This window comes from Paenibacillus sp. 2TAF8 (genome assembly GCF_052114825.1).
GTDB lineage: Bacteria > Bacillota > Bacilli > Paenibacillales > Paenibacillaceae > Paenibacillus.
In genome coordinates, this window is the sequence record NZ_JBFRFN010000009.1 from 23,226 (window position 1) to 46,292 (window position 23,067).

Annotated in this window: 34 protein-coding genes; 31 read left to right on the forward strand and 3 right to left on the reverse strand. The window is 37.6% G+C overall.

Going from position 1 to position 23,067, the window contains the following annotated elements; genetic code table 11:
• Nucleotides 1–263 precede the first annotated feature (263 nt).
• The 14 genes from AB4Z30_RS14900 to AB4Z30_RS14965 all read left to right on the forward strand — a co-directional run bounded on the left by AB4Z30_RS14900 (nt 264) and on the right by AB4Z30_RS14965 (nt 10,709).
• Nucleotides 264–506 (forward strand): hypothetical protein, encoded by a 243-nt coding sequence (locus tag AB4Z30_RS14900; protein WP_441927661.1) that lies wholly within the window; start codon nt 264–266, stop codon nt 504–506.
• A 162-nt stretch (nt 507–668) separates the two neighbouring features.
• Nucleotides 669–1,469 carry a CPBP family intramembrane glutamic endopeptidase gene (locus tag AB4Z30_RS14905; RefSeq protein WP_441927663.1) on the forward strand — a complete coding sequence of 267 codons (801 nt, stop codon included), beginning with the start codon at nt 669–671 and terminating at the stop codon, nt 1,467–1,469.
• Between the two features lie 141 nt (nt 1,470–1,610).
• A complete protein-coding gene (locus tag AB4Z30_RS14910) occupies nt 1,611–2,003 on the forward strand; it encodes a hypothetical protein (RefSeq protein ID WP_441927665.1) in 393 nt (130 codons plus the stop codon).
• 234 nt (nt 2,004–2,237) lie between these two features.
• Nucleotides 2,238–2,657 carry a DUF7674 family protein gene (locus tag AB4Z30_RS14915; RefSeq protein WP_441927667.1) on the forward strand — a complete coding sequence of 140 codons (420 nt, stop codon included), beginning with the start codon at nt 2,238–2,240 and terminating at the stop codon, nt 2,655–2,657.
• Between the two features lie 100 nt (nt 2,658–2,757).
• Nucleotides 2,758–3,333, forward strand: coding sequence for a hypothetical protein (locus AB4Z30_RS14920; protein WP_441927669.1), 576 nt, complete (start codon nt 2,758–2,760; stop codon nt 3,331–3,333).
• 98 nt (nt 3,334–3,431) lie between these two features.
• Complete coding sequence (locus tag AB4Z30_RS14925; RefSeq protein WP_441927671.1) at nt 3,432–3,920, forward strand: DUF4760 domain-containing protein; 489 nt, start codon at nt 3,432–3,434, stop codon at nt 3,918–3,920.
• Between the two features lie 93 nt (nt 3,921–4,013).
• Nucleotides 4,014–4,517, forward strand: coding sequence for a GNAT family N-acetyltransferase (locus AB4Z30_RS14930; protein ID WP_441927673.1), 504 nt, complete (start codon nt 4,014–4,016; stop codon nt 4,515–4,517).
• 42 nt (nt 4,518–4,559) lie between these two features.
• On the forward strand, nt 4,560–5,555 hold the full coding sequence (locus AB4Z30_RS14935) for a phosphotransferase enzyme family protein (protein WP_441927675.1): 996 nt from the start codon (nt 4,560–4,562) through the stop codon (nt 5,553–5,555).
• A gap of 50 nt (nt 5,556–5,605) precedes the next feature.
• Nucleotides 5,606–6,667 carry a serine hydrolase domain-containing protein gene (locus AB4Z30_RS14940; protein WP_441927677.1) on the forward strand — a complete coding sequence of 354 codons (1,062 nt, stop codon included), beginning with the start codon at nt 5,606–5,608 and terminating at the stop codon, nt 6,665–6,667.
• Between the two features lie 41 nt (nt 6,668–6,708).
• Entirely contained in the window at nt 6,709–7,167 is a 459-nt protein-coding gene (locus AB4Z30_RS14945; protein WP_441927679.1) for a hypothetical protein, read from the forward strand.
• 121 nt (nt 7,168–7,288) lie between these two features.
• A complete protein-coding gene (locus tag AB4Z30_RS14950; protein ID WP_441927681.1) occupies nt 7,289–7,822 on the forward strand; it encodes a GrpB family protein in 534 nt (177 codons plus the stop codon).
• Between the two features lie 488 nt (nt 7,823–8,310).
• Nucleotides 8,311–8,919, forward strand: coding sequence for a GNAT family N-acetyltransferase (locus AB4Z30_RS14955; protein ID WP_441927683.1), 609 nt, complete (start codon nt 8,311–8,313; stop codon nt 8,917–8,919).
• 23 nt (nt 8,920–8,942) lie between these two features.
• Nucleotides 8,943–9,479, forward strand: coding sequence for an HAD-IIIA family hydrolase (locus AB4Z30_RS14960; RefSeq protein WP_441927685.1), 537 nt, complete (start codon nt 8,943–8,945; stop codon nt 9,477–9,479).
• A 735-nt stretch (nt 9,480–10,214) separates the two neighbouring features.
• Complete coding sequence (locus AB4Z30_RS14965; protein ID WP_441927687.1) at nt 10,215–10,709, forward strand: NUDIX domain-containing protein; 495 nt, start codon at nt 10,215–10,217, stop codon at nt 10,707–10,709.
• Between the two features lie 164 nt (nt 10,710–10,873).
• On the opposite strand, the gene AB4Z30_RS14970 is transcribed toward AB4Z30_RS14965, so the two are convergent.
• Complete coding sequence (locus AB4Z30_RS14970; protein WP_441927689.1) at nt 10,874–11,557, reverse strand: class I SAM-dependent methyltransferase; 684 nt, start codon at nt 11,555–11,557, stop codon at nt 10,874–10,876.
• Nucleotides 11,558–11,753: 196 nt separating this feature from the next.
• On the opposite strand from AB4Z30_RS14970, the gene AB4Z30_RS14975 reads away from it, so the two are divergent.
• The 10 genes from AB4Z30_RS14975 to AB4Z30_RS15020 all read left to right on the forward strand — a co-directional run bounded on the left by AB4Z30_RS14975 (nt 11,754) and on the right by AB4Z30_RS15020 (nt 17,655).
• Nucleotides 11,754–12,227 carry a hypothetical protein gene (locus AB4Z30_RS14975; protein WP_441927691.1) on the forward strand — a complete coding sequence of 158 codons (474 nt, stop codon included), beginning with the start codon at nt 11,754–11,756 and terminating at the stop codon, nt 12,225–12,227.
• 225 nt (nt 12,228–12,452) lie between these two features.
• On the forward strand, nt 12,453–12,620 hold the full coding sequence (locus AB4Z30_RS14980; protein ID WP_441928156.1) for a GNAT family N-acetyltransferase: 168 nt from the start codon (nt 12,453–12,455) through the stop codon (nt 12,618–12,620).
• Nucleotides 12,621–12,673: 53 nt separating this feature from the next.
• Nucleotides 12,674–13,045: a pentapeptide repeat-containing protein gene (locus AB4Z30_RS14985; protein WP_441927693.1), complete on the forward strand. Its 372-nt coding sequence runs from the start codon at nt 12,674–12,676 to the stop codon at nt 13,043–13,045.
• Nucleotides 13,046–13,153: 108 nt separating this feature from the next.
• Nucleotides 13,154–14,062, forward strand: a complete 909-nt coding sequence (locus AB4Z30_RS14990) for a serine hydrolase domain-containing protein (RefSeq protein ID WP_441927695.1) — start codon at nt 13,154–13,156, stop codon at nt 14,060–14,062.
• Between the two features lie 750 nt (nt 14,063–14,812).
• A complete protein-coding gene (locus tag AB4Z30_RS14995; protein ID WP_441927697.1) occupies nt 14,813–15,256 on the forward strand; it encodes a GNAT family N-acetyltransferase in 444 nt (147 codons plus the stop codon).
• A gap of 66 nt (nt 15,257–15,322) precedes the next feature.
• Nucleotides 15,323–15,979 carry a hypothetical protein gene (locus AB4Z30_RS15000; protein WP_441927699.1) on the forward strand — a complete coding sequence of 219 codons (657 nt, stop codon included), beginning with the start codon at nt 15,323–15,325 and terminating at the stop codon, nt 15,977–15,979.
• A gap of 34 nt (nt 15,980–16,013) precedes the next feature.
• Nucleotides 16,014–16,343, forward strand: a complete 330-nt coding sequence (locus AB4Z30_RS15005) for a hypothetical protein (protein ID WP_441927701.1) — start codon at nt 16,014–16,016, stop codon at nt 16,341–16,343.
• The gene (locus tag AB4Z30_RS15010) at nt 16,327–16,497 is read left to right on the forward strand and encodes a hypothetical protein (protein WP_441927703.1); all 171 of its coding nucleotides are present in this window, start codon (nt 16,327–16,329) and stop codon (nt 16,495–16,497) included. The genes AB4Z30_RS15005 and AB4Z30_RS15010 overlap by 17 nt, the downstream gene beginning before the upstream one ends.
• Before the next feature lie 88 nt (nt 16,498–16,585).
• On the forward strand, nt 16,586–17,140 hold the full coding sequence (locus tag AB4Z30_RS15015; protein ID WP_441927705.1) for a hypothetical protein: 555 nt from the start codon (nt 16,586–16,588) through the stop codon (nt 17,138–17,140).
• Nucleotides 17,141–17,163: 23 nt separating this feature from the next.
• Nucleotides 17,164–17,655 carry a hypothetical protein gene (locus AB4Z30_RS15020; protein WP_441927707.1) on the forward strand — a complete coding sequence of 164 codons (492 nt, stop codon included), beginning with the start codon at nt 17,164–17,166 and terminating at the stop codon, nt 17,653–17,655.
• A 17-nt stretch (nt 17,656–17,672) separates the two neighbouring features.
• On the opposite strand, the gene AB4Z30_RS15025 is transcribed toward AB4Z30_RS15020, so the two are convergent.
• Both AB4Z30_RS15025 and AB4Z30_RS15030 read right to left on the reverse strand, forming a co-directional pair.
• Nucleotides 17,673–18,281: a hypothetical protein gene (locus AB4Z30_RS15025; RefSeq protein WP_441927708.1), complete on the reverse strand. Its 609-nt coding sequence runs from the start codon at nt 18,279–18,281 to the stop codon at nt 17,673–17,675.
• Nucleotides 18,282–18,305: 24 nt separating this feature from the next.
• Nucleotides 18,306–18,584: a hypothetical protein gene (locus AB4Z30_RS15030; RefSeq protein WP_441927710.1), complete on the reverse strand. Its 279-nt coding sequence runs from the start codon at nt 18,582–18,584 to the stop codon at nt 18,306–18,308.
• 218 nt (nt 18,585–18,802) lie between these two features.
• On the opposite strand from AB4Z30_RS15030, the gene AB4Z30_RS15035 reads away from it, so the two are divergent.
• The 7 genes from AB4Z30_RS15035 (at nt 18,803) to AB4Z30_RS15065 (ending at nt 22,756) form a co-directional block, all read left to right on the forward strand.
• Nucleotides 18,803–19,369, forward strand: a complete 567-nt coding sequence (locus AB4Z30_RS15035; RefSeq protein ID WP_441927712.1) for a histidine phosphatase family protein — start codon at nt 18,803–18,805, stop codon at nt 19,367–19,369.
• An 88-nt stretch (nt 19,370–19,457) separates the two neighbouring features.
• On the forward strand, nt 19,458–19,808 hold the full coding sequence (locus AB4Z30_RS15040) for a hypothetical protein (protein WP_441927714.1): 351 nt from the start codon (nt 19,458–19,460) through the stop codon (nt 19,806–19,808).
• A 31-nt stretch (nt 19,809–19,839) separates the two neighbouring features.
• Nucleotides 19,840–20,565: a hypothetical protein gene (locus AB4Z30_RS15045; RefSeq protein ID WP_441927716.1), complete on the forward strand. Its 726-nt coding sequence runs from the start codon at nt 19,840–19,842 to the stop codon at nt 20,563–20,565.
• A 31-nt stretch (nt 20,566–20,596) separates the two neighbouring features.
• Nucleotides 20,597–21,136 carry a hypothetical protein gene (locus AB4Z30_RS15050; RefSeq protein WP_441927718.1) on the forward strand — a complete coding sequence of 180 codons (540 nt, stop codon included), beginning with the start codon at nt 20,597–20,599 and terminating at the stop codon, nt 21,134–21,136.
• Between the two features lie 21 nt (nt 21,137–21,157).
• A complete protein-coding gene (locus AB4Z30_RS15055; protein WP_441927720.1) occupies nt 21,158–22,036 on the forward strand; it encodes an alpha/beta fold hydrolase in 879 nt (292 codons plus the stop codon).
• A gap of 34 nt (nt 22,037–22,070) precedes the next feature.
• A complete protein-coding gene (locus tag AB4Z30_RS15060) occupies nt 22,071–22,286 on the forward strand; it encodes a hypothetical protein (RefSeq protein ID WP_441927722.1) in 216 nt (71 codons plus the stop codon).
• Nucleotides 22,277–22,756, forward strand: a complete 480-nt coding sequence (locus AB4Z30_RS15065; protein WP_441927724.1) for a hypothetical protein — start codon at nt 22,277–22,279, stop codon at nt 22,754–22,756. Before AB4Z30_RS15060 ends, AB4Z30_RS15065 begins: the two co-directional genes overlap by 10 nt.
• Nucleotides 22,757–23,067 lie beyond the last annotated feature (311 nt).

The following is a 23,067-nucleotide window of genomic DNA, read 5'->3' on the forward strand; positions in this document are numbered from 1 at the left end:
TGTCAGCAGCATCGGCAAAATAAATAAAATGAGGTACAAAATATGAGTGAGTCAATACATTTTTTACATGCTAATGATCTCGTTGGATCATGGTCATCTGAGATATTTTTCTGTTTTTCTATGATTCTTTTGAGGATACACAATTAGAATTTCATGCGGACGGCACAGGGTATTATGCCTATTTAACACCTTATAGTCAAGATATCACCCTTTTCGGGTGGACTTTAATAAAGGATCGAATTGAATTTGTAGAACATTTCCGAGTGACTATTGAAGAGAGCGAGAAAACAAATGAAGAAAAATACTCCACTTATAGATTTGATAAGAGATATTCAGAAAAGTTTTTTAAAGCTAAGGGCTTAAATATTGCGAACAAAGAAATTAATGTGATTGCTTTCTATACTCCTTTAATTGAGGTGATCAATTCGCAATTCTTTGGAATGAAGTCTAAAACAACAGATAGATCACTTAAGGATTTAGCAATGAGATATGAACAAGATAATTGATAGCTGCTCAATATCTGGTAAAGGAATGGGGGGACGATAAGCAAAACGAATCATGATATTAACACAATAGTTTATACTCCATACACAAATCAAAAAATGGAGCATACATATCTTGACGGAAATGGATTTGATATATTGAAGTAAATGCGAGGTGGAGAACTTGTGACAGACTACAAAATCACAGTACAATTTACAATGGTGACATTTTTTATTGCTTCTCTTGTGTCAGGTACTTTAATTTCTCTTGGGCAATTTGGTTATTCGGTTCACAATTGGGTTTACTCGCTGCAGCAATTCGGAATGAATATCCCTTTTGCAATCTATATTTTGTCACCCGCTATTGCTTCATATATTGTTCTGAAGAAAAATAAAAAAATAGCAGATTTTAAGGAATGGCTAAAAACTGTTTTTTACGTCAAAAATAACATATCTCTCTATTTGTTCGTTGCGGCAGGGCTTGCAGTGTATTTTTTGATACATATTGCAGTTTCAGACCGCATGGAAATGGTGCTTCCATTTTATACATTCTTCCTTTCCCTGCCGGGTGGTCTTATTATCGGTGGTTTGGAGGAAGCAGGCTGGTCGTACGTACTGCAGCCTAGAATCGACAAAAAGTATGGTTATATTCTATCTTCCATTATCGTTGGGGTTATTTGGATTTTGTGGCATATCCCTCTGTTCTTTATTCCGGGGACGAATCATGGAGAGGGATTCATTAACTTTTGGATGTTTGCAGTTCAACTCATTGCGTTTCGGTTTTTCAACGGGGCAATCTACAAAATATCAGGAAAAGGCCGTGTGTTTATGTGCGTATTATTCCACACCATGTTCAATGCGTCATCCCCCATCTTTGGCACCATGACTATGACTTGGATTGGAACAATTGCCGCGAATACTGTGATTGTTCTTGTTTCAATTGTAACCGTTATGGTATACAACAAAAAGAGTAGGCGAATAGTATAATCATTATTGGGAATGATCGATGATCTGGTGAAGGAATGGGCGCTGAAAAGCAATTGAAAGAAATAATGACCTGAGAAGTTAAATAAGAAACGGGTTGGATGAAATTGCTGTAATTAACATATAGTTATGAGGTGCGGACAGATGAAGGAGAATGCTCCTAAATACGCTGACAAAAAATCCATTGAAAGTCTCATAAAGAAGTTAAACTTACCGCCTCTCACTCCATATTCACAGGACTGGGAATATACGTCGGCTGATTCATCGAGAGTAGATGAATTCATTACATATTATGAGAATAATCAATTAAACAAAAATGAGAAATTCACACTGATGATTGTTATTATTTCTTCTTTTGATGATTACCTTTCCGAAGGGATTGGAACAGAGAATAACAAACTATGGAATAGAATAAAACAAAATCTACTTCAAGACTATGAATTACATATCAATACTATTCATTATTGGGCACAAGATGAGCGCAATTTGGAAGATTGTTTTTCAATCACACCATATATAAGAGAGATGAAAACCTAAATAATTCGGCAAATCATGCTGCGAGGCTGACGAAACAGACGTAATTGTATCAAAATCAAAATAGAAAAAAGACGGTGCATATATGATAAAGAAAATTATTAATTTGTTTCCAAGAGATTTTTAGGGTGGGGGAGAAAAGGCTGTAAAATATGCACTTCAGTAGGTTTCAAGACAAACCCTAGTATATTCAATGATGCTGAAACAACGATGTTGAATCGGAAGGTGAATACTATAATGATTGAAAAAGAACAAATCCTAGAAAAATTATTAACAGCCGTCCCTTCCTATAAGAGTAGATACGAGCAGTACATCAATGAGAATTATGAACCTGGAGAAGAGAGATTGATTTATGTCGATATAAGTGACTTCGTCAAACATGTTATTGAGTGTTATCAACGTAAAAAGACGGAAGAATTCGATGCATTATTCGAAGTCATTGAACAGCTCCATACGAATGGAGATTCATCTGTTAAAGAAGTTGCTACAGTCGGTATTCTGGAATCGTTTCAGAATCAATTACTGGATGAGAATATTGAGTATAGTGAATTTGAAAGATTATTAAAATCAGAATCAAAGCGTTGGTGGAATCATTTAATTGATTATTGGAATGGAAAGACTGAATACATAGGAGGACCGATTAAAGAACAATCATAATTTTCTGGTGTACATACTTAGAGGACATACTTTAGGAGATGATCACAATGAACCCTAAAAATATGAAAGAAGAGATCAAACATAAAACAGGTGATTAAATATGGATGACAAGATTACTTCGCATAGATATTTGTATAACTTTATTAAACGGAAAGTTAGCCTAGTCGAACTGGAACAATGGCTTTACAATAATATTGAACTTGAAGAATATCTTGGTGAGATGGAGTATTTAGAATTCGTTTCAAGGAATTATAAAAGCAAGTATGCATTTCAAGATACCGAGAAACAGATATTAAATCTAATCAATATCGGATACTACGAACAAGAAAGAATAATAAAGCATTTGACTGATTTAACTAAATACTCTGAAGAGTTTTTGGGAATTATGGAAGTCTTATACGATGATTATTGCGATGGTTATCATTTTTTAAGATATATTGCTTTTGCGTTCATTACTACTTCAGATGAATATAAAGAGTTATTACAACGGGATCATATTAAATTAATGGATTACAGAGAGCCAGTTAAACAGGAGTCCTATAGACTTCTTGATTTCTTTGAAAGAGAAGAATTGAAAATAGAAATAGAACATAACTACATCGATTTAAGAAAGATTGAAGATAGAATTGAATTACACAGTATAGACGAAATGATGAAAAAGGAAAGAGATGTTTGAGGAACTGAAAATTTGTAGACAGAGTTATTTATTCATTATTTTTATTTTCTATTCGCCCTCATTCGCTACATGCACACTGTATATCAAAGGAGAAAAAGATGGACTTCAAAGAAATTCAACTACTTGTTTCTATTCTCACTGCAATCACAACTTCAATTCTATCATTTTTTGGGTACTTAATTAGCAAATGGAACAAAAAGAAAACGCAATTGGATGTAATAAAAGAATATTACAAAGAAGGCGACAGTAAAGAATTAGTTCAAAGTAGAAGAAACTTACTTAGTTTAAACGATAAAAATAGTACAAATCTAATCAATGAATTTGACGGAGATGCAGCTATCATATGCAATTTTTTTAATAAATGGAGTATGATGGTTAGATATGGGAACTTACCATTTTACATATTTAAAGGGGCATCTGGGCATGGTGTCACAAAACTATATGCTGTACTAAAAAAGTATATTGAAAAAAGAAGAAACGATAATCCTTTGTATGCGAACGATTTTGAATATCTGTATAACAAAATTACGAGCTATAGTAAAAAACGATCTAAAAAGAAATGGTATTTTCTATGGTTGAGACAGTGAGCATCATAATAGATATAGAAGTTTTACTGAAGTTAATACCAATCAAGCACCTATTAAAGACATCATTCCTTACGTTAAAAACCTGAAAAGGAGATGATCCGTATAAAAGTCACGCTTCGATTTGTATTACCTAACGATGCCGGATTCGTACAGCAATATGCGGGTGATCCTCGAATTTCAGAGACAAGCAATGTTCCATATCCTTATCCGGACGGAGCCGGAGAATCATGGGCAAAAATGGTGATCGCTAGACGCGAGCAAGGGATATCCTATGTGTTTACTATTTTATCTGATAATCAATTTGCGGGAGTTATGTCTCTAAATGCTGTGGATTTAAAAGAGAAAACAGCAGAACTGGATTACTGGATTGCAGTTCCTTTTTGGAATAAAGGCATAGGAACAATCGCAGCCCAAAAGGCTATTGTATTTGCATGGAATGAATTAGATCTTCAAATTCTCAGAAGTGCTTGCTTGGAGAGCAATACAGGCTCACTAAAGGTCCTTGAGAAGAACGGATTCAAAAAAGTGAATGACTTTGTTTTTGAAAATGGAAAATTTAAAGACAAAAAAGGATGTAGGCTTGAATTACACAGGTAAAAACCTTCAGGCACAAATTGCGAAGAGAAAGGGAAAAACTCTATGGAAAAGCATATTAAAGAACTTTTTACTAAGAAAGTACTTCATGAGGCGGCACAAAAGTTTACTATCGTTGAATCAAGTCTTAAAGATTTAGAAGGATTTCAGAACTTTGTTTATTTTGGAAAGTCAAAAGAAACAAGTGTTGTCCTCCGGGTAACCCATAAATCACATCGAACTGAAAAAGAGATTTTATCTGAAATTGATTTTATTCATTACTTGGCTAACAATAATGCATCTGTTTCAAAAGCAGTGATCTCTATTGATGGGAAATATGTAGAGAATATCGGTGGTGGAGAATTTTATGCAACTTCTTTTGAGTTTTCTAGTGGACGAAAGGCTAGAATCGCTGAAGAAAGCAATCTGTTCTATCATAGAGTCGGTAATTATACAGGGAAAATGCATAAAGTTTCAAAGAATTTAAATGCAGCAACTGATTTAAACAGGAGACAATGGCAGGAAAAAGAGTTCCTTATACATATGAAAGAGTATTTACCAGCGGAACTTTCTTATGTAATAGACAAATACGAAATTCTAAAAAATAAGCTCAGCCGGCTTCCGAAGAATACGGATTCGTATGGGATTATCCATGGAGATTTGAATCATGGAAATTACCTGAATGTAAACGATGATGTAGTTTTTATTGATTTTGATGAAGCCGAATACAGTTGGTTCGTAAGTGATATTGCTATTCCTTTATTCTATGAAATTCCGATCCCATGGGTTGTAGATGGAAAACAAAGGTTAGAGATAACCAAGAGATATTATTATAATTTCATGGATGGATATGTAAAAGAAAATACGATGGATAATGCATGGTTAAAATTAATACCTGATTTTATTAATCTTAGACAGTTTGGAATAGTTTCAGCCATTTATAGAAGTTATGATTTTAATAATTATAACAACTGGAGTGATTGGGACAAGGAAGCGCTGAAATTTTATTTGAACAATATCCAGAATGATATTCCTTATATTGAAATGGATTTCTGTAGGTAGTTCAATCGGCATCACATAACATTATATTTATGCCAAGGAGCCTACGCCCCTTGGTCGCCCAGATGTATAAACATCATCTGATTGACCAATTTCTGGAAAGCGGTGATCTATTGAATAGCCTATCAACTGCATTACATAACTACTTGGAAAATAAATGCCGGAATGAAGAATTTAGTGGTTCGGTCTTGGTAGTAAAGAACAACGAAAAGATATTCAGTGCGGGAGTAGGGCTAGCCAATAGAGAGCATTTAATTAAATGTACTCCCGAAACCAGATTCCGAATTGGTTCAATAACAAAGCAATTCACCTCAATGGCTATAATGATGCTGTTAGAGCAAAAGGTTCTGAATGAGAGAGATGAATTAATTAAATACTTCCCGAACTATACCTTTGGTGGAAATATAACGATTCATCATCTGTTAACCCACACATCGGGAATCCCTAATATTACTCAACTTCAAGATTTCAAAAGATTAATGACGGAATTTAACCCACTACACCTAACGACAGAGTTAATCATGAAGCTGCCATTAGATTTTCAGCCCGGCTCTCAATTCAAGTACTCCAATTCGGGCTATTTACTATTAGCTCAACTGATTGAAGTTGTGACAGGGCAGACATATGCAGAGTTTCTGGCGAAGAATATGCTCATCCCATTATTAATGAATAGTACAGGGCCCGATCATTACAGGGATATCATTTCACAACGAGCGTCCGGCTACGAGATGGATAATTCAAGGGGAGTTGTTAATTCCGCTTTTATTGATATGTCTATTGCAACAGGTGGAGGTGACCTGCTGTCGAGCACAGAAGATTTATATAAATGGGATCAAGCGTTATCTTTTAACAAGTTAGTTACAAGTGACGGAATGAAGCGTCTATTCACTGATTATGGATTTGGTTATGGTTATGGTTGGTTTATAAAGGATGAACTGATTAATAACAGCTCTCGTAAAAGTGTGTTCCACGGAGGTGGAATTGTAGGGTTCAAAAACAAAATAACCAGATACCTTGATGACCAAGTGACGATTATCGTTTTAAATAATCTTTCGACCACGGATGTAGACGATATTTCTGATCACATCACGAAGCTAATCTATCAAAAAATTTAAATTCGTGTGTGTAACTATTGAAGTTATCAGGAGAAGTGTTTATGGAGAATGCCGTAGAGAATTTAAAAGATGATCCTGATGAGATGGAATTCATAGATAAAATAACAGAGTATATAAAGGATGATCAAATTCATTACCATTACTTTTATGATGATCCGGCAGATGAAGATCTGTATCAGTTACCTTATATTAATTTGCCTTTAAATGCGAATGGGTTAAAACCAAGAAGTTTTGAGATGTGGCATCCTAATAAGGGAATAGATATATCTGTAATTGAGGAATGCGTTAAAGTGTACTGTTCCACATTTCTAAATATAGAGGTCAGTCAAGTAAAGTTACTTGAAACAATCACTGTTGAGGACGCTGTAGCCTCTTACAAAGAATATTTGAGTAATATTAATAGCAATGTGGTTTTCTCTGATGACCTGATCGTCGAGATGATGAATAGATTATCTAAGAGTAAAGATGAAGTTATCAACATATTGAATCGAAGCTTGTAGAATAAACTCGAACTCCGATCAGACACGACCCAGTCAAAGATAAAACGATCTAAGACTGGGTCATTTCGTAAATAGGGTGTCTAAAACTTCGTAAAGTCATACTTTTGTGGAGGTATCTACATTGAGTTCAAAACATGTAATTATAGAAAATTATAATAACGACTGGCCATTAACGTTTTTAGAATTGCAGGAAATATTGAAAGAACACTTAGGTGATCTGGCTTTATCTATTGAACATGTTGGGAGTACATCTGTTCCAGGTCTTGCAGCAAAACCGATTATAGATCTTGATATCGTCATAGATTCCATGGAATTAATTTCACAGGTAATAAGGAAATTGGATAACCTAGGTTACACTCACGAAGGGAATTTAGGAATTGAGAACAGAGAGGCATTTGCAAGAAGTGATGAGAATGTTCCCTATACCAAAGTAATGAATCGAAAAGCAGAGCATCATTTGTATGTTTGTAGTAAAGAAAGTGACGCGTTATTAAAGCATATTATTTTTAGAGATATCTTAAGACAACAGCCTCATTTAATTGAAGCGTACTCAAATCTAAAGAAAGACCTTGCAAAAAGGTATAAAGATAACCGTGAGGGCTATACCAAAGGGAAAACTGAATTTGTAACAGCGGTTATTCGTGAATATAAGTAAATGAAGAATCTAGAGGGGGGATTGATATATTCGGAAGCAGAGTTTCATCTCCATATTTAATAGTTCTCTAAGTGAGAATGCATTGAACAAGTATGCAGAAAATCTAACGGGTCAAACTTATTATTATCCATGGAAGAATTATATAGTTATAGGACCAAAGGGGTTAAATGAGAATGTAATATCGCATGAGTTCACACATGCAGAGTTGAGGGAACGATTCAATCATAAGAAAAATTCCAGTCTGGTTTGATGAAGGTCTAGCAACAATGGTTGATGGTAGATATGGCAACAATGAAGAAGTATGGAAAGAAAACACGAATAATGGGGAGAATCCTGTTGATTATAGTACACTAGACTCACATGAATCATTTAATAATTATGGAACCAAAGAGGCTTGGTGAAGAATTTGATGATCAATATAAGTTAATAGAAAGTGAAATACTTAATTAGTAGTCATAGTTAAAAGTATGAAAATGGGAGGAATTAAAATGAAGGTAGAAGATATATTCAATGATTTACCTGTGCTTGAGACTTCCAGAACGATACTCAGAAAAATTGAAAAGAATGATGTGCAGGATATCTATTCTTATTGTAGTGACCCGGAAGTGTCAAAATATACAACATGGTATCCGCATATGAAAATAGAGGATACAGAAAATTTTATTGATTTCATCATAGATAAATATAACAAAAGTCAGATAAGCCCATGGGGGATACAAGATAAAACAACAGGGAGGATCATTGGAACTTGCGACTTTGTAGGTTGGGATACCAATCACCACAAAGCAGAGATCGGATACGCATTGTCAAGAGATTATTGGGGACAAGGTTATATGACAGAGTGTGTGAAGAAAATAATCGAATTTGGTTTTGAAAAGATGGACTTAGTTCGAATTGAGGCTAGATGTATACCAGCGAATACGGGCTCTTCAAGAGTCATGGAGAAATCAGGAATGGAGTTTGAAGGAATTTGTAGAAAGCAGGTATTCATTAAAGGGAAATTTAAAGACCTCAAAATGTATTCGATCATAAATGAGAACTCCGCGAAAATATTCGAAGATAACTATTCTATACAACATCATAATAAAAGTAACTAAACCCTTTAATATGGAGGTTGATTATGGGAGCACATAAAATAGAAGCTGTTTTTATTGATCGTGATGGAACAATTGGTGGTTCAGATGAAATCCTTTACCCTGGGGAGTTTGAATTATTTCCATACACTAAAAAATCTTTAGAAAAACTAAAAGCACTTGGAATTAGACTGTATGGATTTACAAATCAGCCTGGCATTTCAAGAGGTGAAGCAACAAAAGACGCATTTGTAAGAGAAATGATGGATTTCGGCCTCGATGATGTTTTTGTATGTCCGCATCAACATACGGATGGATGTGATTGCCGGAAACCGAACCCAGGAATGCTACTTGAGGCAGCTAAGAAGGATCAATTAGATCTAAGTAATTGTGTAGTAATTGGGGATAGATGGTCTGATCTATTGGCAGGCTATCATGCTGGATGCCATAAAGTATTAGTTTTGACAGGAGCGGGGAATGAAGCTTTGAATAAATACAGACATAAATGGTCGGATACTGAAGCAGATTTTATTGCAAAAGATTTCGAAGATGCCGTTAATTATGTTGTTAGTCACCTTGCATGAGTAATGTGCGTCATCAAGAATAATCTGTGCAGCGATCAATTAGCTCATATGTTTGGAGGGTGATTATGCGAGTAAGGACATTTCTCGAAGAAAAAGATTATAGATTTAAAGACGTGGAATACTTGTCTCCAGTAATCAACGCGCTGGTGGTCGATCATCATATTAATGTCACAGAAGGATAACGTGAAAGTATTGCAAACATACATGTTCAATATAATGAAAGCTTGTACTTTCAATGTAAAGTGATTGATTTATATCAGGAGCATTCACCAAAGATTACATGGATCAAAAATAGTTACGTAACGGATACAGCGAATAATGATTTTGATTATGAGGATGTTATGCCTCCCTTTGGTGTTGTAGAGTTATATGACTTGGATGTGAAATGCAATTCGGAATGTACGAAAAAGATAATGAAAGCGTTACATCAATTGACGTTCAATTTCTTATTGGAATATTTTAATTTGATTGTTTTCCATTCAAGGGAGGCTACGAATGTTATAGATGATGAGAATATGGGATTTAAGCGCTTCAAGATACATGATGAACTATATTTTAGGTCGATTGCTTACTGAGTATAAAGAAAAGTTAGGTTTTTCAGGAGAATTCATAATGAAGGGGAAGAACAAGAGTATATACAGAAATTTAACAGTACGATTGGGAGGGGGCTAAACGAAATACATAAGTAATATCGTTTTAATAGTGAATAACATGTATCTTGTGAGGTGGATCAAGATGATCAGAAACGCAGTTAGAGCATTAATTGTTGAGGATGATAAGTTGCTTTTTATTAAGAAAGAACGTCCGGATATAGGGATTTATTATGTATTACCGGGAGGAGCACAGGAACCAGATGAAACGTTAGGACAGTCGCTCAAAAGAGAATGCTTAGAGGAGCTTGGACTAGATATTATAGATAGTAATTTGGTATGCATCAGAGAGTACATATCCAAAAATTATGAGTATTCGTTAATTATGAAAGAAGTGCATGCAATCGATTTTATGTATACATGTATCCCTGATTCCAATAAGGTCCTAAATGGCTTACAAGCTGACATAGGGCAGATAGGAATAGAATGGTTACCTATTGCAAAAATCAAACATTCATTGATACAGAAAGATCTTAAATATAGAACGTATCATTTTCCCAGAACAACTCATGACTTTTTACAGGAGTTTTTGTTCGAAGAGATTCGAGAAACCTACTTAAGCAGGGACTTCAGGAGTTAATCGAAAAAATTGAGGAATCTGGTTTAGTTGGATAATCCTGCAGGGCTAAACGTATGCCCACCCTGCGGGAATTATACGTGCTTAAGTTTTTCAGGCTGATGAACAAACCCGCTAGCACAAAGGTGCTTATAAATATTGAATGATTTCATTTCAACGTAATCAGTTCAGTTATCTATTTTTCTAGCGAACATGACAACAAAATTGAAGTATTTGTATATGCAATCTACATCTGAAAATCCAGCTTCGGTTAGCCAATGTAACTGTTGTTCAAGCGTGGACATTTTATCTAATTTGGTTCTCTCCATGGCGGAAGAGATTTCATCCGGTTCTAAGCCGGAATTTTCGATGTACGTTCTCCAATCTGATTTATAAAGGTCCTCTAAATATGTAGTGTTCCCAAGAACCTGATCCACATTAATAAATATGCTATCTGGGGTCATTATGGAATATAGCTTCTGATACAACTCTCTTTTTTCAGAATCGGTCAAGTGATGTATCGAAAGTGATGATATGACTAAATCGTATTTCTCAGTATATTCGAATTGAGTATAGTCACTTACAATGAATTCAATGCTGGTATGATCGCTGAATCTGGCCTTAGCAATATCAAGCATACCCTCAGAAAGATCAATCAGTGTTAGTTTTGAATTTGGATGTTTTTGAAGAATAAAACTTGACATTAGTCCGGTCCCAGCGCCTAAATCCAAAACTGAAAGAGCATCTTTCTCTAAAGCTGCTAATGCAGTAGCGATGTTATACAGATCTTCAAAGCAAGGAATAAGTTTTTTTCTTTGTTCGTCGTACTTCTGTGATACCTGGTTAAATTGTGTTCTTATATCATTATTCATATCATATGTTCCCCTCTTCACTAACTAGACTAATAAAATGATATACTACAAGCCGAGAATAAACCAATATATGGAATTGATAAAATTGATAGGTAATACCTATTAGCTGCGTTTAAAACAACCCTTCCAACAGAAGGATTGGGGAGAATACAATATTAATCAAAAAAGAGGTATGATGGAAGGCAGAGTGATTTAAATGGATCAACTTGAAGTCATTGAGCAAACGAGTGAATATGTCGATGTTAAGCATCCAGTAATTGTTATCAATGGCACTCCACTCGATATCTATCTTGATCAGTGCTATCCGGATCATCATTTTCTAGGTTTAGTCCCGACAGTGACTGAATGGATTAGTTTTAAAGAAGAACTAGATTTATTAATGAATCGGTTTTATTCTGACCAAGAGAACGCGATTTTGCCTATTTTGATGTGCCCAGATGACACAGATTTGATATGCACTATAATTGTGGCTGAGGTTACTAAGGATGATAAAGAGGTAATTTGGAGCAGGATTGGGATGGATATGAGCGAGCTAGGCATACCTTTTAATTATGAACTTATAGGCACGACTGTGACCTGGTTGGATATCATACCTGAATTACAATTTGATAAAAAGATTTATTTTGATACTCTCAAAGGAATTTATAGACCGAAGGATGAGCATGAGTAATGTTATGTAACAAAGACTTAGGCAGTCCGACTGTTACTTCTGAAAATAGTTCCTGCACGGATCGAAAGACTGAATTCAGATGAAAACTACAAAATAATAGTTGCCGTATCAGATAACAAGGTAGTTGGTTGTATTTCAATGGTGCAAATCATGGCATTGGAATATGAGATAGGATACTTACAAATTAATGGTCTGGTTGTTCAAAAAGATGTTCAATAAAAAGGAATAGGCACTAAATTAATTGATCATGCCGAGGATTTTGCTTCAAAGAACGGACTTTCTTACATGATATTGAATTGCGGATTTCAACGCACAAAAGCACATGAATTCTATAAATCTAAAGGAGTTGCTAGATTATCCTATTTTTTCACTAAAGCGGTAAGGCGACGTTAGATGCAATGGGACGAAGTATCTAAGTGAAAGGGAATAAAGAGGAGTCATCTAGAATGATTATAGAAACTGAAATGACAATTAAAATATTAAAAGATTTCGTACGTTCAGGAAGAAAGCATTTTAAAAAAGTAGAAGTAACGGAATTTGGATCTATTCATTATTTTAATTTTGACGAAGTAATCTTTGAAGAATGTATACTGTCACTGGACTTTACGGGCTCATCTTTTAGACATGCGAAGTTTGTTCATTCGAACATTAAAGCTTCGAAATTTGGTGAAGCTGATCTATCTAATTCAGAATTCATTAATAATGCTATTGATGGTTGTATGTTTAAAAATGCCCACATTGATGGAATTGTTTTTCTTAGGAATACTCAACACTCAAATGAAAATACAATCGAAGATTTAAAAGAGATGGTGAAATAAGAAATTAATGCAATACTAAAAACTGAAAAAGAGTAACTTGATTGAGAATGTTTAGAAAAATAATGAAAAATGATATGAAGCTCTAATACTTAATCACGGGGGGACGTTATGGACATGCCTGTTACTATGAATAACAAGTTAGAGCCATTAATTTCATATACCCAAGAAGCGGCGAAGAAATACGGTGCTTCCGCTGCTTCAGTAATCGTTATTCAAGACGGGAAAATAACGACAGAGTGGTATGCAGGAAAGCACCATTTTAAAAGTGGAGCTCTGCAAGTTACAGCAGATTCTATGTTTAATTTATACTCATTAAGAAAAACGTATGTTGGACTTGCGACCGCAATCGCAGTTATCGAGAGTAAATTATCAATAGATACGAAGGTTTCGGATATCATTACAGATATGCCGGCAAGCGAACTGAAAGGTATAACGATCAGAGATTTAGCTACGAAATCAGGTGCTAAATATTTTGGTGTGGACCGAATGGAACGAGAAGAAGTGGCTTGTAAATGGATCAAAGAAGTTACTGGGTGTACCATTGCACAACTGATTACGGAGCGCGTATTTAGACCACTGGAGTTGTGTAATACAGAATGGGCAGCAATACCACATGAGAAATTAGTGTGTGATTTTCAAGCTGCCGACGGCTATGCATCCATTCGAATTGAATCGAGTGAAGGTTATGAAAGAAATCTATATTCGAGTGCAAAAGATTTGGCGTGTTGGGGCAATCTACACTTGCATCAAGGCCTGGTTGATCATAAACAAGTTATACCTCTTGAAGTCTTCCAATTAGTGGAGCAACTTAGAAATGATACAGCAGACCGAGATCGAATTTTTGGTTGGTATTACAAGAAGAATTGGTACTATGCAACAGGTGCAGCAGGGTGTCATTGTGTGATTATGCCTGAACAAAAAGCCGTCGCCGTGCGAATGTTAAACAAATATACTGATAACTACATTGAAGACCAGATCCTTTTTAATGAGACGTTCTATGACTGCCTTCTGGCATAACCTTCATGCACTTCGTCACATAAGGAAATCATACTCTGCTAGTAGGATAGAGCTAATAACAAGAAGATGAAGATTTGCGTTGAAGAAGATAAGTGGGGGTTATTAATGTGGGCGTAGCAGGTACTTTAAGCTGCAAACATTGCTCTTATAGCCAAAATGTTTCTTTAGGCTTTGGTTTTAGTTTTATGCATTTGAATTGTATTTTGCAGTGGTATGAGCAGGAAGAAGGACGACAACGCATTAGAGAGTTTATGAGCAAACCAGACACAACATTTGAGTGTTTTTATGGGCTATACGTCTGTGAAGAGTGCAAGAACTTGTTAAACCGTATATTTCTAGAATTAAAATCGGGAGATGACGTTTATACGAATCGGCATGATTGTCCCAGATGTGGCACGCAAATGCCGACAAAACCTCCTATAGATGATGTAGAGAGCACGGAGCTGGACTGTCCAGCGTGTGGGGAGGCTAAGTTAGAAGTACAATTATACATGGATTGGGACTAAATTCTAAAATCAATAAATGTGAGCCTCGTGACTATTGGTCGCGGGGCCCTCTTCATGAGGTGCTGCAACCCTAGGGTAGCACCTCACCCTTACGCGGCCTGTCACTGCACAGCCGTGCCCGCTTCACCTTTTACAAGATATACTTGCACAAATACAATATAGTATGATGAATTGACAAGATTGAGAGAAAATGTCATGTTTTTAGTATAAAAGATCGATTGATTTTGTAGAAAGGTGAGGTGGCATGACTCAAGTTCGTTTGATTCGTGAAGATGAATTAGAGGATTTGTTATTGCTGTATACGTTTCTTCAACCGAATGATCCTGAACTAAACAGAGATCAAAGTTTGGATGATCATTGGGCTGAAATGCTGCAGGACAAGAACATGCACATTGTTGTTGTGGAACATGAAAATGTACTTGTTGCTTCTTGTATTGTAGTCATGATTAAAAATCTGACTAGAAATGCCAGACCCTATGGATTGATCGAAAATGTAATAACACATAAGGATTACAGGAGGCAGGGTTTTGGTCAGCTGGCAATTGAGAAGGCCAAGGATATCGCCGAGCAAAATCATTGTTATAAATTGATGTTAATGACGGGTTCTCAGCGAGAAGAAGTGCATCACTTTTATGAGAAAGCAGGTTTTAGAAAAGGTAAGAAAACAGGATTTGTACTAAATATGTAATTCAATAGGTGGCAGGTACATTGATCTGAATGATTGATACATATCAAATCTGAGGAGTGATCACGAATGGATATGAAGAGTCAGAGCGGTGATTTTCTTGGTAGAATTCAGATGGAATCTCAGGAGAGTGATTACGTCGTAGATCAAATTATACGCAATCTGAAACCCGGTGACGGAAAGGCCATTTATATTGCAAATGCTGGAGAGCACCAGTTCACTCAGCAGACGAATTATGCTGCCGTTGAATGGGAGCACGAACTGGAGCAGTTGAAGCAAAAGCTGACTGAGTGGCAGCCACAATTTCCGGCCCGTGCGGGGGTTGAGAGCATTCAGGTCTATTATGGATTCAATAATCTGACACCGGATGAGATTGAAGCTATGGCTGAAGAGAGCAGAACCACTGGACAACAGGTTGTGATCCGCGATTTGCATCCAAACAACACACTTGTAGGTGTCCGAATTTGTTATCAAGGAGAAGGGGAACTGACCCTTCACATTTTTGGGACAACCAAAAGCCGAATTTACCTGTCAGAAGATGAATTGTCTCAGGTGAAACCACTACGCGTTCGGGACGCGGAAGCATTTTATTTTTCGAATCACGGAACGGATCGGTTAATCTGGATTGAGGCTGGAAGCAACGGAAAGGCGCTACAGTATGAACTGATTGGCCAGCAGCAGTCCGCAGCAGCTTTAATTCAAATCGCTGAAGAGATGGGCGTGTAGTCTTAGATAAGCACCGAATTGGAAAGGAACAGATATGAACAACAGAAGTCGGGCATTACTTTCAACGGTTATTGTGATTGTAGCTGCGATATTTATATATCAGTATTACAAGTCAGAATACACAAGCGAGGCAATAGCAGAAAAGGTTTTGAACCAAGATGGCTATACCGTCACGCTGAGATCAGAACATATTCCTGTTGAAATTTTTGTGAAACCGGAATGGATCACGTTTAACGTCGATGAACCCATGAAAAAAGATATCCAAGCAGCCGAGATCCACAACTCCAATCTGCTACTGGATGTGGTAAACAGAGGTAACGATATTTATTTTTCGTATGGATACAAATATGAAATTGTACGATAAGAATGGGAAAGAAATTGCAGTAGGTCAGACAGGACTTGGGCCAGGCGCAGCTTTTTCCTTTGGAATTGATAAGGAAGAACAGAAGCTTATCAAGGAAGGGTTCTATGTGAAGTATGATGATTTTAATGTTTATAATTATATGAAAAAAGAGTAGTTCATCATGACTGAGTTCAGCGATTAGATATTAAAAGAGATAGAAATCGATGATTCGACAAAAGTCGCAGTATGGTTCAGGAGGAGTTATGGGGACAGATATTTGGTTTTATGTAGAGAAAAGATATTATCGAAGAGAGTATGAGTGGGCGAATGGCAGCTTGATCGAAATTCCAAAAAGTGAAAAAGAACTAAAGGATAGTGCCCGTTGGGTTAGTGAGGATCACTGGAAGGTCAATCCCAATTACCATCTCTACCCGGAAGAACGTTCTGCTCCACTCATACAGAGCAATCGATATGAATTCTACAGTGGAGTGAGAAATTACGATTTGTTTGGTATTTTGTCCAATACCAGAAATGACCGTAATCTTAAGTTTATAGCTGCCCCGCGAGGTCTTCCGGCTGATCTTTCTCCCGAGCTGCTTCAAGTGGCATTAGAGAGTAAAGATGACTTCTATGACCACAGCTGGCTCTTGTTAGAAGAGCTTATGCAGTTCAATTGGGACGAGCGCTTTTATTGTGATGCGTTTATGGAATATAGAGAGGTTAAACAGGTATGTTCCGATTTTATTTATGAAACGATCCCGAAGCTTTCCGTGTTAGGAGAGCCTCAAGATGTACGCGTGATTTTCTGGTTCGGATAGAAGAGTAATATGGAGTTATATATATGGAGGATATTATGGACATTGTAACCAAGCAGTTGAAGCTGGAAGAGCTTAGTGATTTGAAATATGAAGTGCATATGGGAGATTCCCAAGCCGTTAATTACTGTAGCATCATGATCTTGAAATTCATGGGTGAGTATGGTTTTGGTTCATCTGGGAATTCAGATGCTATTTATATGTGTGCCATCGGAGAAGCAGTAGTGGAAGCCTGGGAACCAGACGGTTTGATTTTGGACTTTAGTGAGCTGGTCTACGAATGGGGCGATCTGATCGAGCGTGTTATTGATATCGGTAAAGCCAAGTCTGGGAGAATCCCTTTTCCAGTAGCACTTGTTGTAGGCGAACAATCGGAAGAGGCGATACGAACATTGATTTTGGGAGAATATAGTGAAGAGCCTATGGACGACATCGATTGGGTTCACCGAGATCTGAACAGCGCATGGGCGTTCATTGAGGAGAAATTGATGGAGTATGATCGGGATAAACGCTTGTGAAATCCGTCGTGATAACCCTAGTCCAGGTTGTACTTCTTCAAGACGGCATTCCGAAATATTCGGTAATCGTATAATTGTTGTGCTGTGGCGGTTTCGGGTAAACTGCTCTGGCTGACACCTTCCAAGCTGAATTTACCTAAATTATCATTAATCAAACCATAGTTACCATAGGAATTTCTCAGTAAAAAAAGCACACTTGGTTCACCCTTCTTCAGTTCTACATAATCATTTGCTGTGTACTTGACATTCCCTTCCAGGGTGACAGGTTCAATAACTGTCAATTGAGTTAGATCTGCAGGGAAATCCTCAGGTTTCTTTAGGACTTGCTTAATCTTGATAGTGGTGTTGGTGTGGAAGGATTCCATGGTTCCATCATCAAATGCAGTTATGACATGTTCGCGATCCGCAAACTCATCTGTTGCGTAACCAATCACGATTAATTCAGCAAACTCATGCAGCTTTTCCACTTCGCTGAAGGTGATGGAGTTGGCAGGAAGATTGACTACGTTATAGACGGTTTGATCCGGTTTGGATTGAACATTTACAATTCCGATAGTAGCAATAGAGATAACGAGCATGCTCAATATGGAGAAAAGTACGTATTTTTTTGTGAAAAGAGGCATCATATCAGCCTTTCTATGCAGATTATTTTAAGGTGAAGGTACATCCTTTTTCGGATTTCGACTATCTATAAACCAGCCTGGTCCTCCTACACTAGAAACTTCATGTGTATAGTAATCGTAGTAAATGGTAATATGTTCATCCTCATGTCCCTTGATGTAACCATACAGGTATAGCCGTGGATGAATGTAAGGGGCATCTATATCGTGACTGGTTACAATAAAGTCCGCATTATAATACTTTTTTATATATTGAACACTTATGGGGGCGGCCGTTTCTACAATACGTTGCTTATGTGAGGTAGACATACTAGAACAGCCTGCTAATAAGGATAAGAAGATAAGTAGAGTCAGAACCAAAAGCTTTATTCTCATAGGTGTTAATTCTCCTTTTATGGAAATAAACTCTAAAGATACTCTATTATATATTATTGTAATAGACAAGGTGAGGCATCTTGACATATATAAATGTTAAGACCTATTGGGCCATTGATGTCTATCCAGATCGATTATGTAAGGAGGAACCTATGAAAACGATCATTTATATGGTTAGGCATGCCGAGTCGCCGTACAATGAAGGAACGGAAAGAACGAGAGAACTTACCTTGAAGGGCAGGGAGAATGCAGCTAAAGTAACAGAGATATTAAAGGAAGAAGGAATACATACCATCATTTCAAGTCCTTATGCCAGAGCTGTTTTAACCTTGGAGGGAGTTGCAACGGTTCTAGGGTTAGAAATCCAGCTCATGGAAGATTTGCGAGAAAGACATTTTTCCGATGGGGTTGTGGCGGATGAAGATTTTGCATCTGCTGAGCAGAAGATGTTTGATGACCCTGACTACGCATTACCGGGAGGAGAATCGAACAGAGTCTGCCAGCATAGGGCTGTGAGTGTCATGAAGCAGATTTTAGAAGAATATGAGGGGGGAAATATAGCGATCGGCACACACGGACATGTCATGACGTTAATAATGAATGAATTCGATCCAAGTTACGGATTGCATTTTATGAACCAGACTACGAAACCGGATATCTACCAATTACAATTCGACGGGCTAACCTTAGAGAAAGTGAGAAGGCTCTGGCAAGAATAAGGAAAAAGTGATTCGACAGGGGAGTTAGTACGTCATCTTGGTTATAGGTAAAATATAGATAACATTGAGGTTGGAGGGAATAGCTCGAATGACACTGCCTAACTTGTTTCAGGACAAACCGACGATACTCTGGAGTAAAAGAATGGTCGAAGATGGAGACGATATGTTCACAGAAGAGAGAATACAAATGTCGGAACAAGTGCTGGATTACTTTTTAAACGAGTTATTCGCATTACAAGGAACGAAAGATGCCGAGCAGATTATGAAGTCTGTAGAAAAAGTTGTGGTCACCTTCAATGAAATGAATGAAGCCCATGATTATTTTATTGAAACGATGGAACGTGAGGAACTGGCTGATTTTATCGACAAGGCAGCTAGATTGGCTGGTTTGCACATCAAGGAGGGTGAAGATATTACGGAAGAATGGAGAGAGTGGTAGGATTGCCCGAAAAAGAGGGGAGAGGGTATGTATGGATCAACAAGAATATGGCCGCTATTGTTTAGCTATGGGTGGAGAAGAGTTTATGCCAGAAGATGGCGAACAGCTTGAAGCAGAGCATCTGTACGGATTTTTTCAGTGGTTTATGCCGTCGGGTGCAGGTGTTGAACGAGTATTTGAGCCGATTCCAGAGGGCCAGCTTTTCTTGAACAGACTACGTCCGATCTATGTGATGTTGAATCCGGAGGACTTCACCGGCGAATACGTGCCCGGTTATTTCAATGGCGGATATGAGGTTGCTTCCGAGGAAACGTTACGAAAACTGGGTCTGGAGCTCATTGTAGGCTTGAAAAGTCTGTTCTCTATGGTGCCAGAAGATGACGAATCAGCGGATATCACTAAGGAAGCGTTACAAGAGCTAGCCTGTGTGCAGGAAGTTGTTGTGTTACCACAGGGTGAGCTTGGAAAGTTAGAGCAAAGAGCCATCCAAGGCACGGACGAAGAAGATAGCGAGGCGATTTACGAAGCCCTCGGAGACCTTCTTAGCTCTCGTAGAGACTACGATGAAGCGATTGAAATCCTCAGCGAAGCCTACTATTCAATTGCTTGTGACTATTGGGTAGCCTATTACTTGCAATGGCCCCGTTATGAAGGTCTGCAGGAAGCAGAAAACTGCCTGTATCCATACTTCGAGTTGTACCGTTATGGTTATAATCTTCATTGGACTCAGACGAAATTATTCATAGGCAAGCGTTAATCCTATTCAAGCTTACAGAAGGAGTATATGTATGAAGATTGAACTTACCAAAGAGTTTGCTTGTAAGTTGGGGATTATGCTACAGAGTAAATTAATCTGGTACAAGCACTTCCACCCGTTTTGTGATGACATTATTATGGAATACGAGGAACCGCCGTATTGGATCATTGAATTAGCAACGATGAGATATCAAGGTGCGGCTATTGAGATCGTTAACAAATACATCCACTCCGAACCTTTTTGTACTTATTATAATCATACACATTTTGATCAGTATATTGCTTGTTTGTACATAAAATACGACAGGAGAGAATTATCCTGGGCCAGCTTTCTGATGGAAGCTGGACAGTATGCTGACGGTTGTGAAGCAGTGAAAGAGCCTTGTGAGTACTTTTTTGAATTATTAACTCATTATGAGGCCGAGGAATTTAACATCGAGCTGGAATATAAACAAAGAATAGAAATACAGGAAAAGTTCCAAGAAGAGATCCTTGAAGTGCAGGAAATCTATGATGTGTTTAGGAATTATTTTAGACAATATGTTAAAAAGGAAAGAGAAGCATCCATGTAAAGGGAAGGGAAATGGTGCCTAATGGAGCGATATAAATCACCTCAAGGAAGAAAGCTCATCTACCAGTCGTATGACAAGCTGCTGCAATCGTATGATGTTCATGTTGAAGAGGAATTTATTAAAACGAGCTTTGGACAGACACATGTGATTACTGCCGGAGATCCGCAAAACCCTTCCTTGTTACTTTTCCATGGCACTGGGGATAATGCGGCAATGATGTGGGTGTACAACATGAACGAGCTATCCAAGAAGTTCTATGTCATAGCCGTTGATTCGATTGGAGGATCGGGGAAAAGTGAGCCGAACGCCGACTATTTCAAACGGTTCGATCAGGTGAGATGGATGGATGACATCATGGATGCCTTTCAGCTCCACAATTCATATATTTGCGGCGTGTCTTATGGTGCATATCTGTCCTATTTTTACACACTAAAAAGACCTGACAGAATCAGAAAAGCGATGTGTCTGGCAGGCGGAATTTCATCGAGTACGTTTGAAGTGATGTCTAAAATGATGAAAGCCTTTATGCCTGAAGCATTGTTCCCGTCGGAAAAAAATTGTAAGAAGCTGCTTCGAAAATTATGCGGCCCTAACTATGCGGTCTTTGCCGAGAATGAAGAATTGATGCGACACTGGACTTATTTGCTGAAGTATTTCAACAACAAGTCTATGATGAAACACCGGATACAATTTGTTGATGATGTGGAACTTGCCACACTGGTAGGAAAGGCCAAGTTTCTGATAGGGGAACATGACATCCTCTCTAACTATCCAAAAGCGATACATAAGCTACAGCGCAACCAGTTGAATTATGAGATCATTCGAGATGCAGGTCACGCGATTAACCACGAGCAAGCGGATCTGGTAAACCAGAAAATCATTGAATTTTGGAATGAATGATGGCAGTGAAGCAACAATTCAAAGGAGAGAGAACATGAAGCTTTTTCATGGAAAAGAAACCATCGTTCAACAGGCGATGCCTGCGATGCCGTCTATATGTACACCTCTGGGCACCGTGGAATTCTCACTTTCGGTCTCAAACCAATCCTATCTTGCAACAGATTGCGCCAAGCTCAACAACGGTGGATGGTTGTATAAGTATTCTACGACTCATGGGACTGCGAACTCGCGATTTGTAGAGTGGATGTAGAACTTGCTTGCGATCAGGCAGTAGAAGAATGCTGGGGAGCTGTTTTCAGAATCCAACCGAAGAGTGGGCACCAGATTGATGAGTGCAACTTCACGGCCTTGTGGAAAGAGGGATATAACTGGACAAGCTGTGGATCGGATACTGGAGAAGGACTCGAAGCAATTGAATATAACAATCAAATCTATCAGTTACATATTGGTACACAAGACGGAGCCCTGTTAATGGGGAGGAAAAACCAAGGGGATCGTATTCCAAAATCCTTTGGTATAGGTATTGATGTAGAAGCACAAGGGTACATCCTGAGTTCTGGAAAAGGGATTAGTGTGCCCATGTCACAGATGGAATCGGATGAAATATGTGACATTCATGTTGTAATCGCTTGGAAGAAGTATGAAGAAGAAGATGTGTCTACCTGGCTCGCTGTGGACCAATTTTCAAAGGATATATTAAGAGGAGAAGGGCTCAGTTAAAGCGGCATGTGCGGAAAAAATACTAAGTTATATGAACTCCGGGCAAGAGTACTCGGCATTTAAGAAGTTAAGTCGAAGATAATTAGAAGATAACTAGAAGATAAGTGAAGGAGAAGGGGCGTCTAATTATAGTTTCATAAGAATGTTAGACATGTTGAACCTAACGATTCTGCGTTAGGTTTTTTTCTTGTTTCTCCAAGATCATCGTTAGATAACGATAATGATCAGGTTTAGTGTAGAAGTCGTCTATATTATAGCAAGTGGATACTCTTAGTATGACTAAGGTGAGGTGTAATCGCACCTATTGAATA

Bases quoted from the DNA above. Each gene is read 5' to 3' on its own strand.
- AB4Z30_RS14910 (WP_441927665.1), top strand. From the start codon at position 1,611: ATGAAGGAGAATGCTCCTAAATACGCTGACAAAAAATCCATTGAAAGT.
- AB4Z30_RS14915 (WP_441927667.1), top strand. From the start codon at position 2,238: ATGATTGAAAAAGAACAAATCCTAGAAAAATTATTAACAGCCGTCCCT.
- AB4Z30_RS14920 (WP_441927669.1), top strand. From the start codon at position 2,758: ATGGATGACAAGATTACTTCGCATAGATATTTGTATAACTTTATTAAA.
- AB4Z30_RS14925 (WP_441927671.1), top strand. From the start codon at position 3,432: ATGGACTTCAAAGAAATTCAACTACTTGTTTCTATTCTCACTGCAATC.
- AB4Z30_RS14930 (WP_441927673.1), top strand. From the start codon at position 4,014: ATGATCCGTATAAAAGTCACGCTTCGATTTGTATTACCTAACGATGCC.
- AB4Z30_RS14935 (WP_441927675.1), top strand. From the start codon at position 4,560: ATGGAAAAGCATATTAAAGAACTTTTTACTAAGAAAGTACTTCATGAG.
- AB4Z30_RS14945 (WP_441927679.1), top strand. From the start codon at position 6,709: ATGGAGAATGCCGTAGAGAATTTAAAAGATGATCCTGATGAGATGGAA.
- AB4Z30_RS14955 (WP_441927683.1), top strand. From the start codon at position 8,311: ATGAAGGTAGAAGATATATTCAATGATTTACCTGTGCTTGAGACTTCC.
- AB4Z30_RS14960 (WP_441927685.1), top strand. From the start codon at position 8,943: ATGGGAGCACATAAAATAGAAGCTGTTTTTATTGATCGTGATGGAACA.
- AB4Z30_RS14965 (WP_441927687.1), top strand. From the start codon at position 10,215: ATGATCAGAAACGCAGTTAGAGCATTAATTGTTGAGGATGATAAGTTG.
- AB4Z30_RS14970 (WP_441927689.1), bottom strand. From the start codon at position 11,557: ATGAATAATGATATAAGAACACAATTTAACCAGGTATCACAGAAGTAC.
- AB4Z30_RS14975 (WP_441927691.1), top strand. From the start codon at position 11,754: ATGGATCAACTTGAAGTCATTGAGCAAACGAGTGAATATGTCGATGTT.
- AB4Z30_RS14985 (WP_441927693.1), top strand. From the start codon at position 12,674: ATGATTATAGAAACTGAAATGACAATTAAAATATTAAAAGATTTCGTA.
- AB4Z30_RS14990 (WP_441927695.1), top strand. From the start codon at position 13,154: ATGGACATGCCTGTTACTATGAATAACAAGTTAGAGCCATTAATTTCA.
- AB4Z30_RS14995 (WP_441927697.1), top strand. From the start codon at position 14,813: ATGACTCAAGTTCGTTTGATTCGTGAAGATGAATTAGAGGATTTGTTA.
- AB4Z30_RS15000 (WP_441927699.1), top strand. From the start codon at position 15,323: ATGGATATGAAGAGTCAGAGCGGTGATTTTCTTGGTAGAATTCAGATG.
- AB4Z30_RS15005 (WP_441927701.1), top strand. From the start codon at position 16,014: ATGAACAACAGAAGTCGGGCATTACTTTCAACGGTTATTGTGATTGTA.
- AB4Z30_RS15010 (WP_441927703.1), top strand. From the start codon at position 16,327: ATGAAATTGTACGATAAGAATGGGAAAGAAATTGCAGTAGGTCAGACA.
- AB4Z30_RS15015 (WP_441927705.1), top strand. From the start codon at position 16,586: ATGGGGACAGATATTTGGTTTTATGTAGAGAAAAGATATTATCGAAGA.
- AB4Z30_RS15020 (WP_441927707.1), top strand. From the start codon at position 17,164: ATGGAGGATATTATGGACATTGTAACCAAGCAGTTGAAGCTGGAAGAG.
- AB4Z30_RS15025 (WP_441927708.1), bottom strand. From the start codon at position 18,281: ATGATGCCTCTTTTCACAAAAAAATACGTACTTTTCTCCATATTGAGC.
- AB4Z30_RS15030 (WP_441927710.1), bottom strand. From the start codon at position 18,584: ATGTCTACCTCACATAAGCAACGTATTGTAGAAACGGCCGCCCCCATA.
- AB4Z30_RS15035 (WP_441927712.1), top strand. From the start codon at position 18,803: ATGAAAACGATCATTTATATGGTTAGGCATGCCGAGTCGCCGTACAAT.
- AB4Z30_RS15040 (WP_441927714.1), top strand. From the start codon at position 19,458: ATGACACTGCCTAACTTGTTTCAGGACAAACCGACGATACTCTGGAGT.
- AB4Z30_RS15045 (WP_441927716.1), top strand. From the start codon at position 19,840: ATGGATCAACAAGAATATGGCCGCTATTGTTTAGCTATGGGTGGAGAA.
- AB4Z30_RS15050 (WP_441927718.1), top strand. From the start codon at position 20,597: ATGAAGATTGAACTTACCAAAGAGTTTGCTTGTAAGTTGGGGATTATG.
- AB4Z30_RS15055 (WP_441927720.1), top strand. From the start codon at position 21,158: ATGGAGCGATATAAATCACCTCAAGGAAGAAAGCTCATCTACCAGTCG.
- AB4Z30_RS15060 (WP_441927722.1), top strand. From the start codon at position 22,071: ATGAAGCTTTTTCATGGAAAAGAAACCATCGTTCAACAGGCGATGCCT.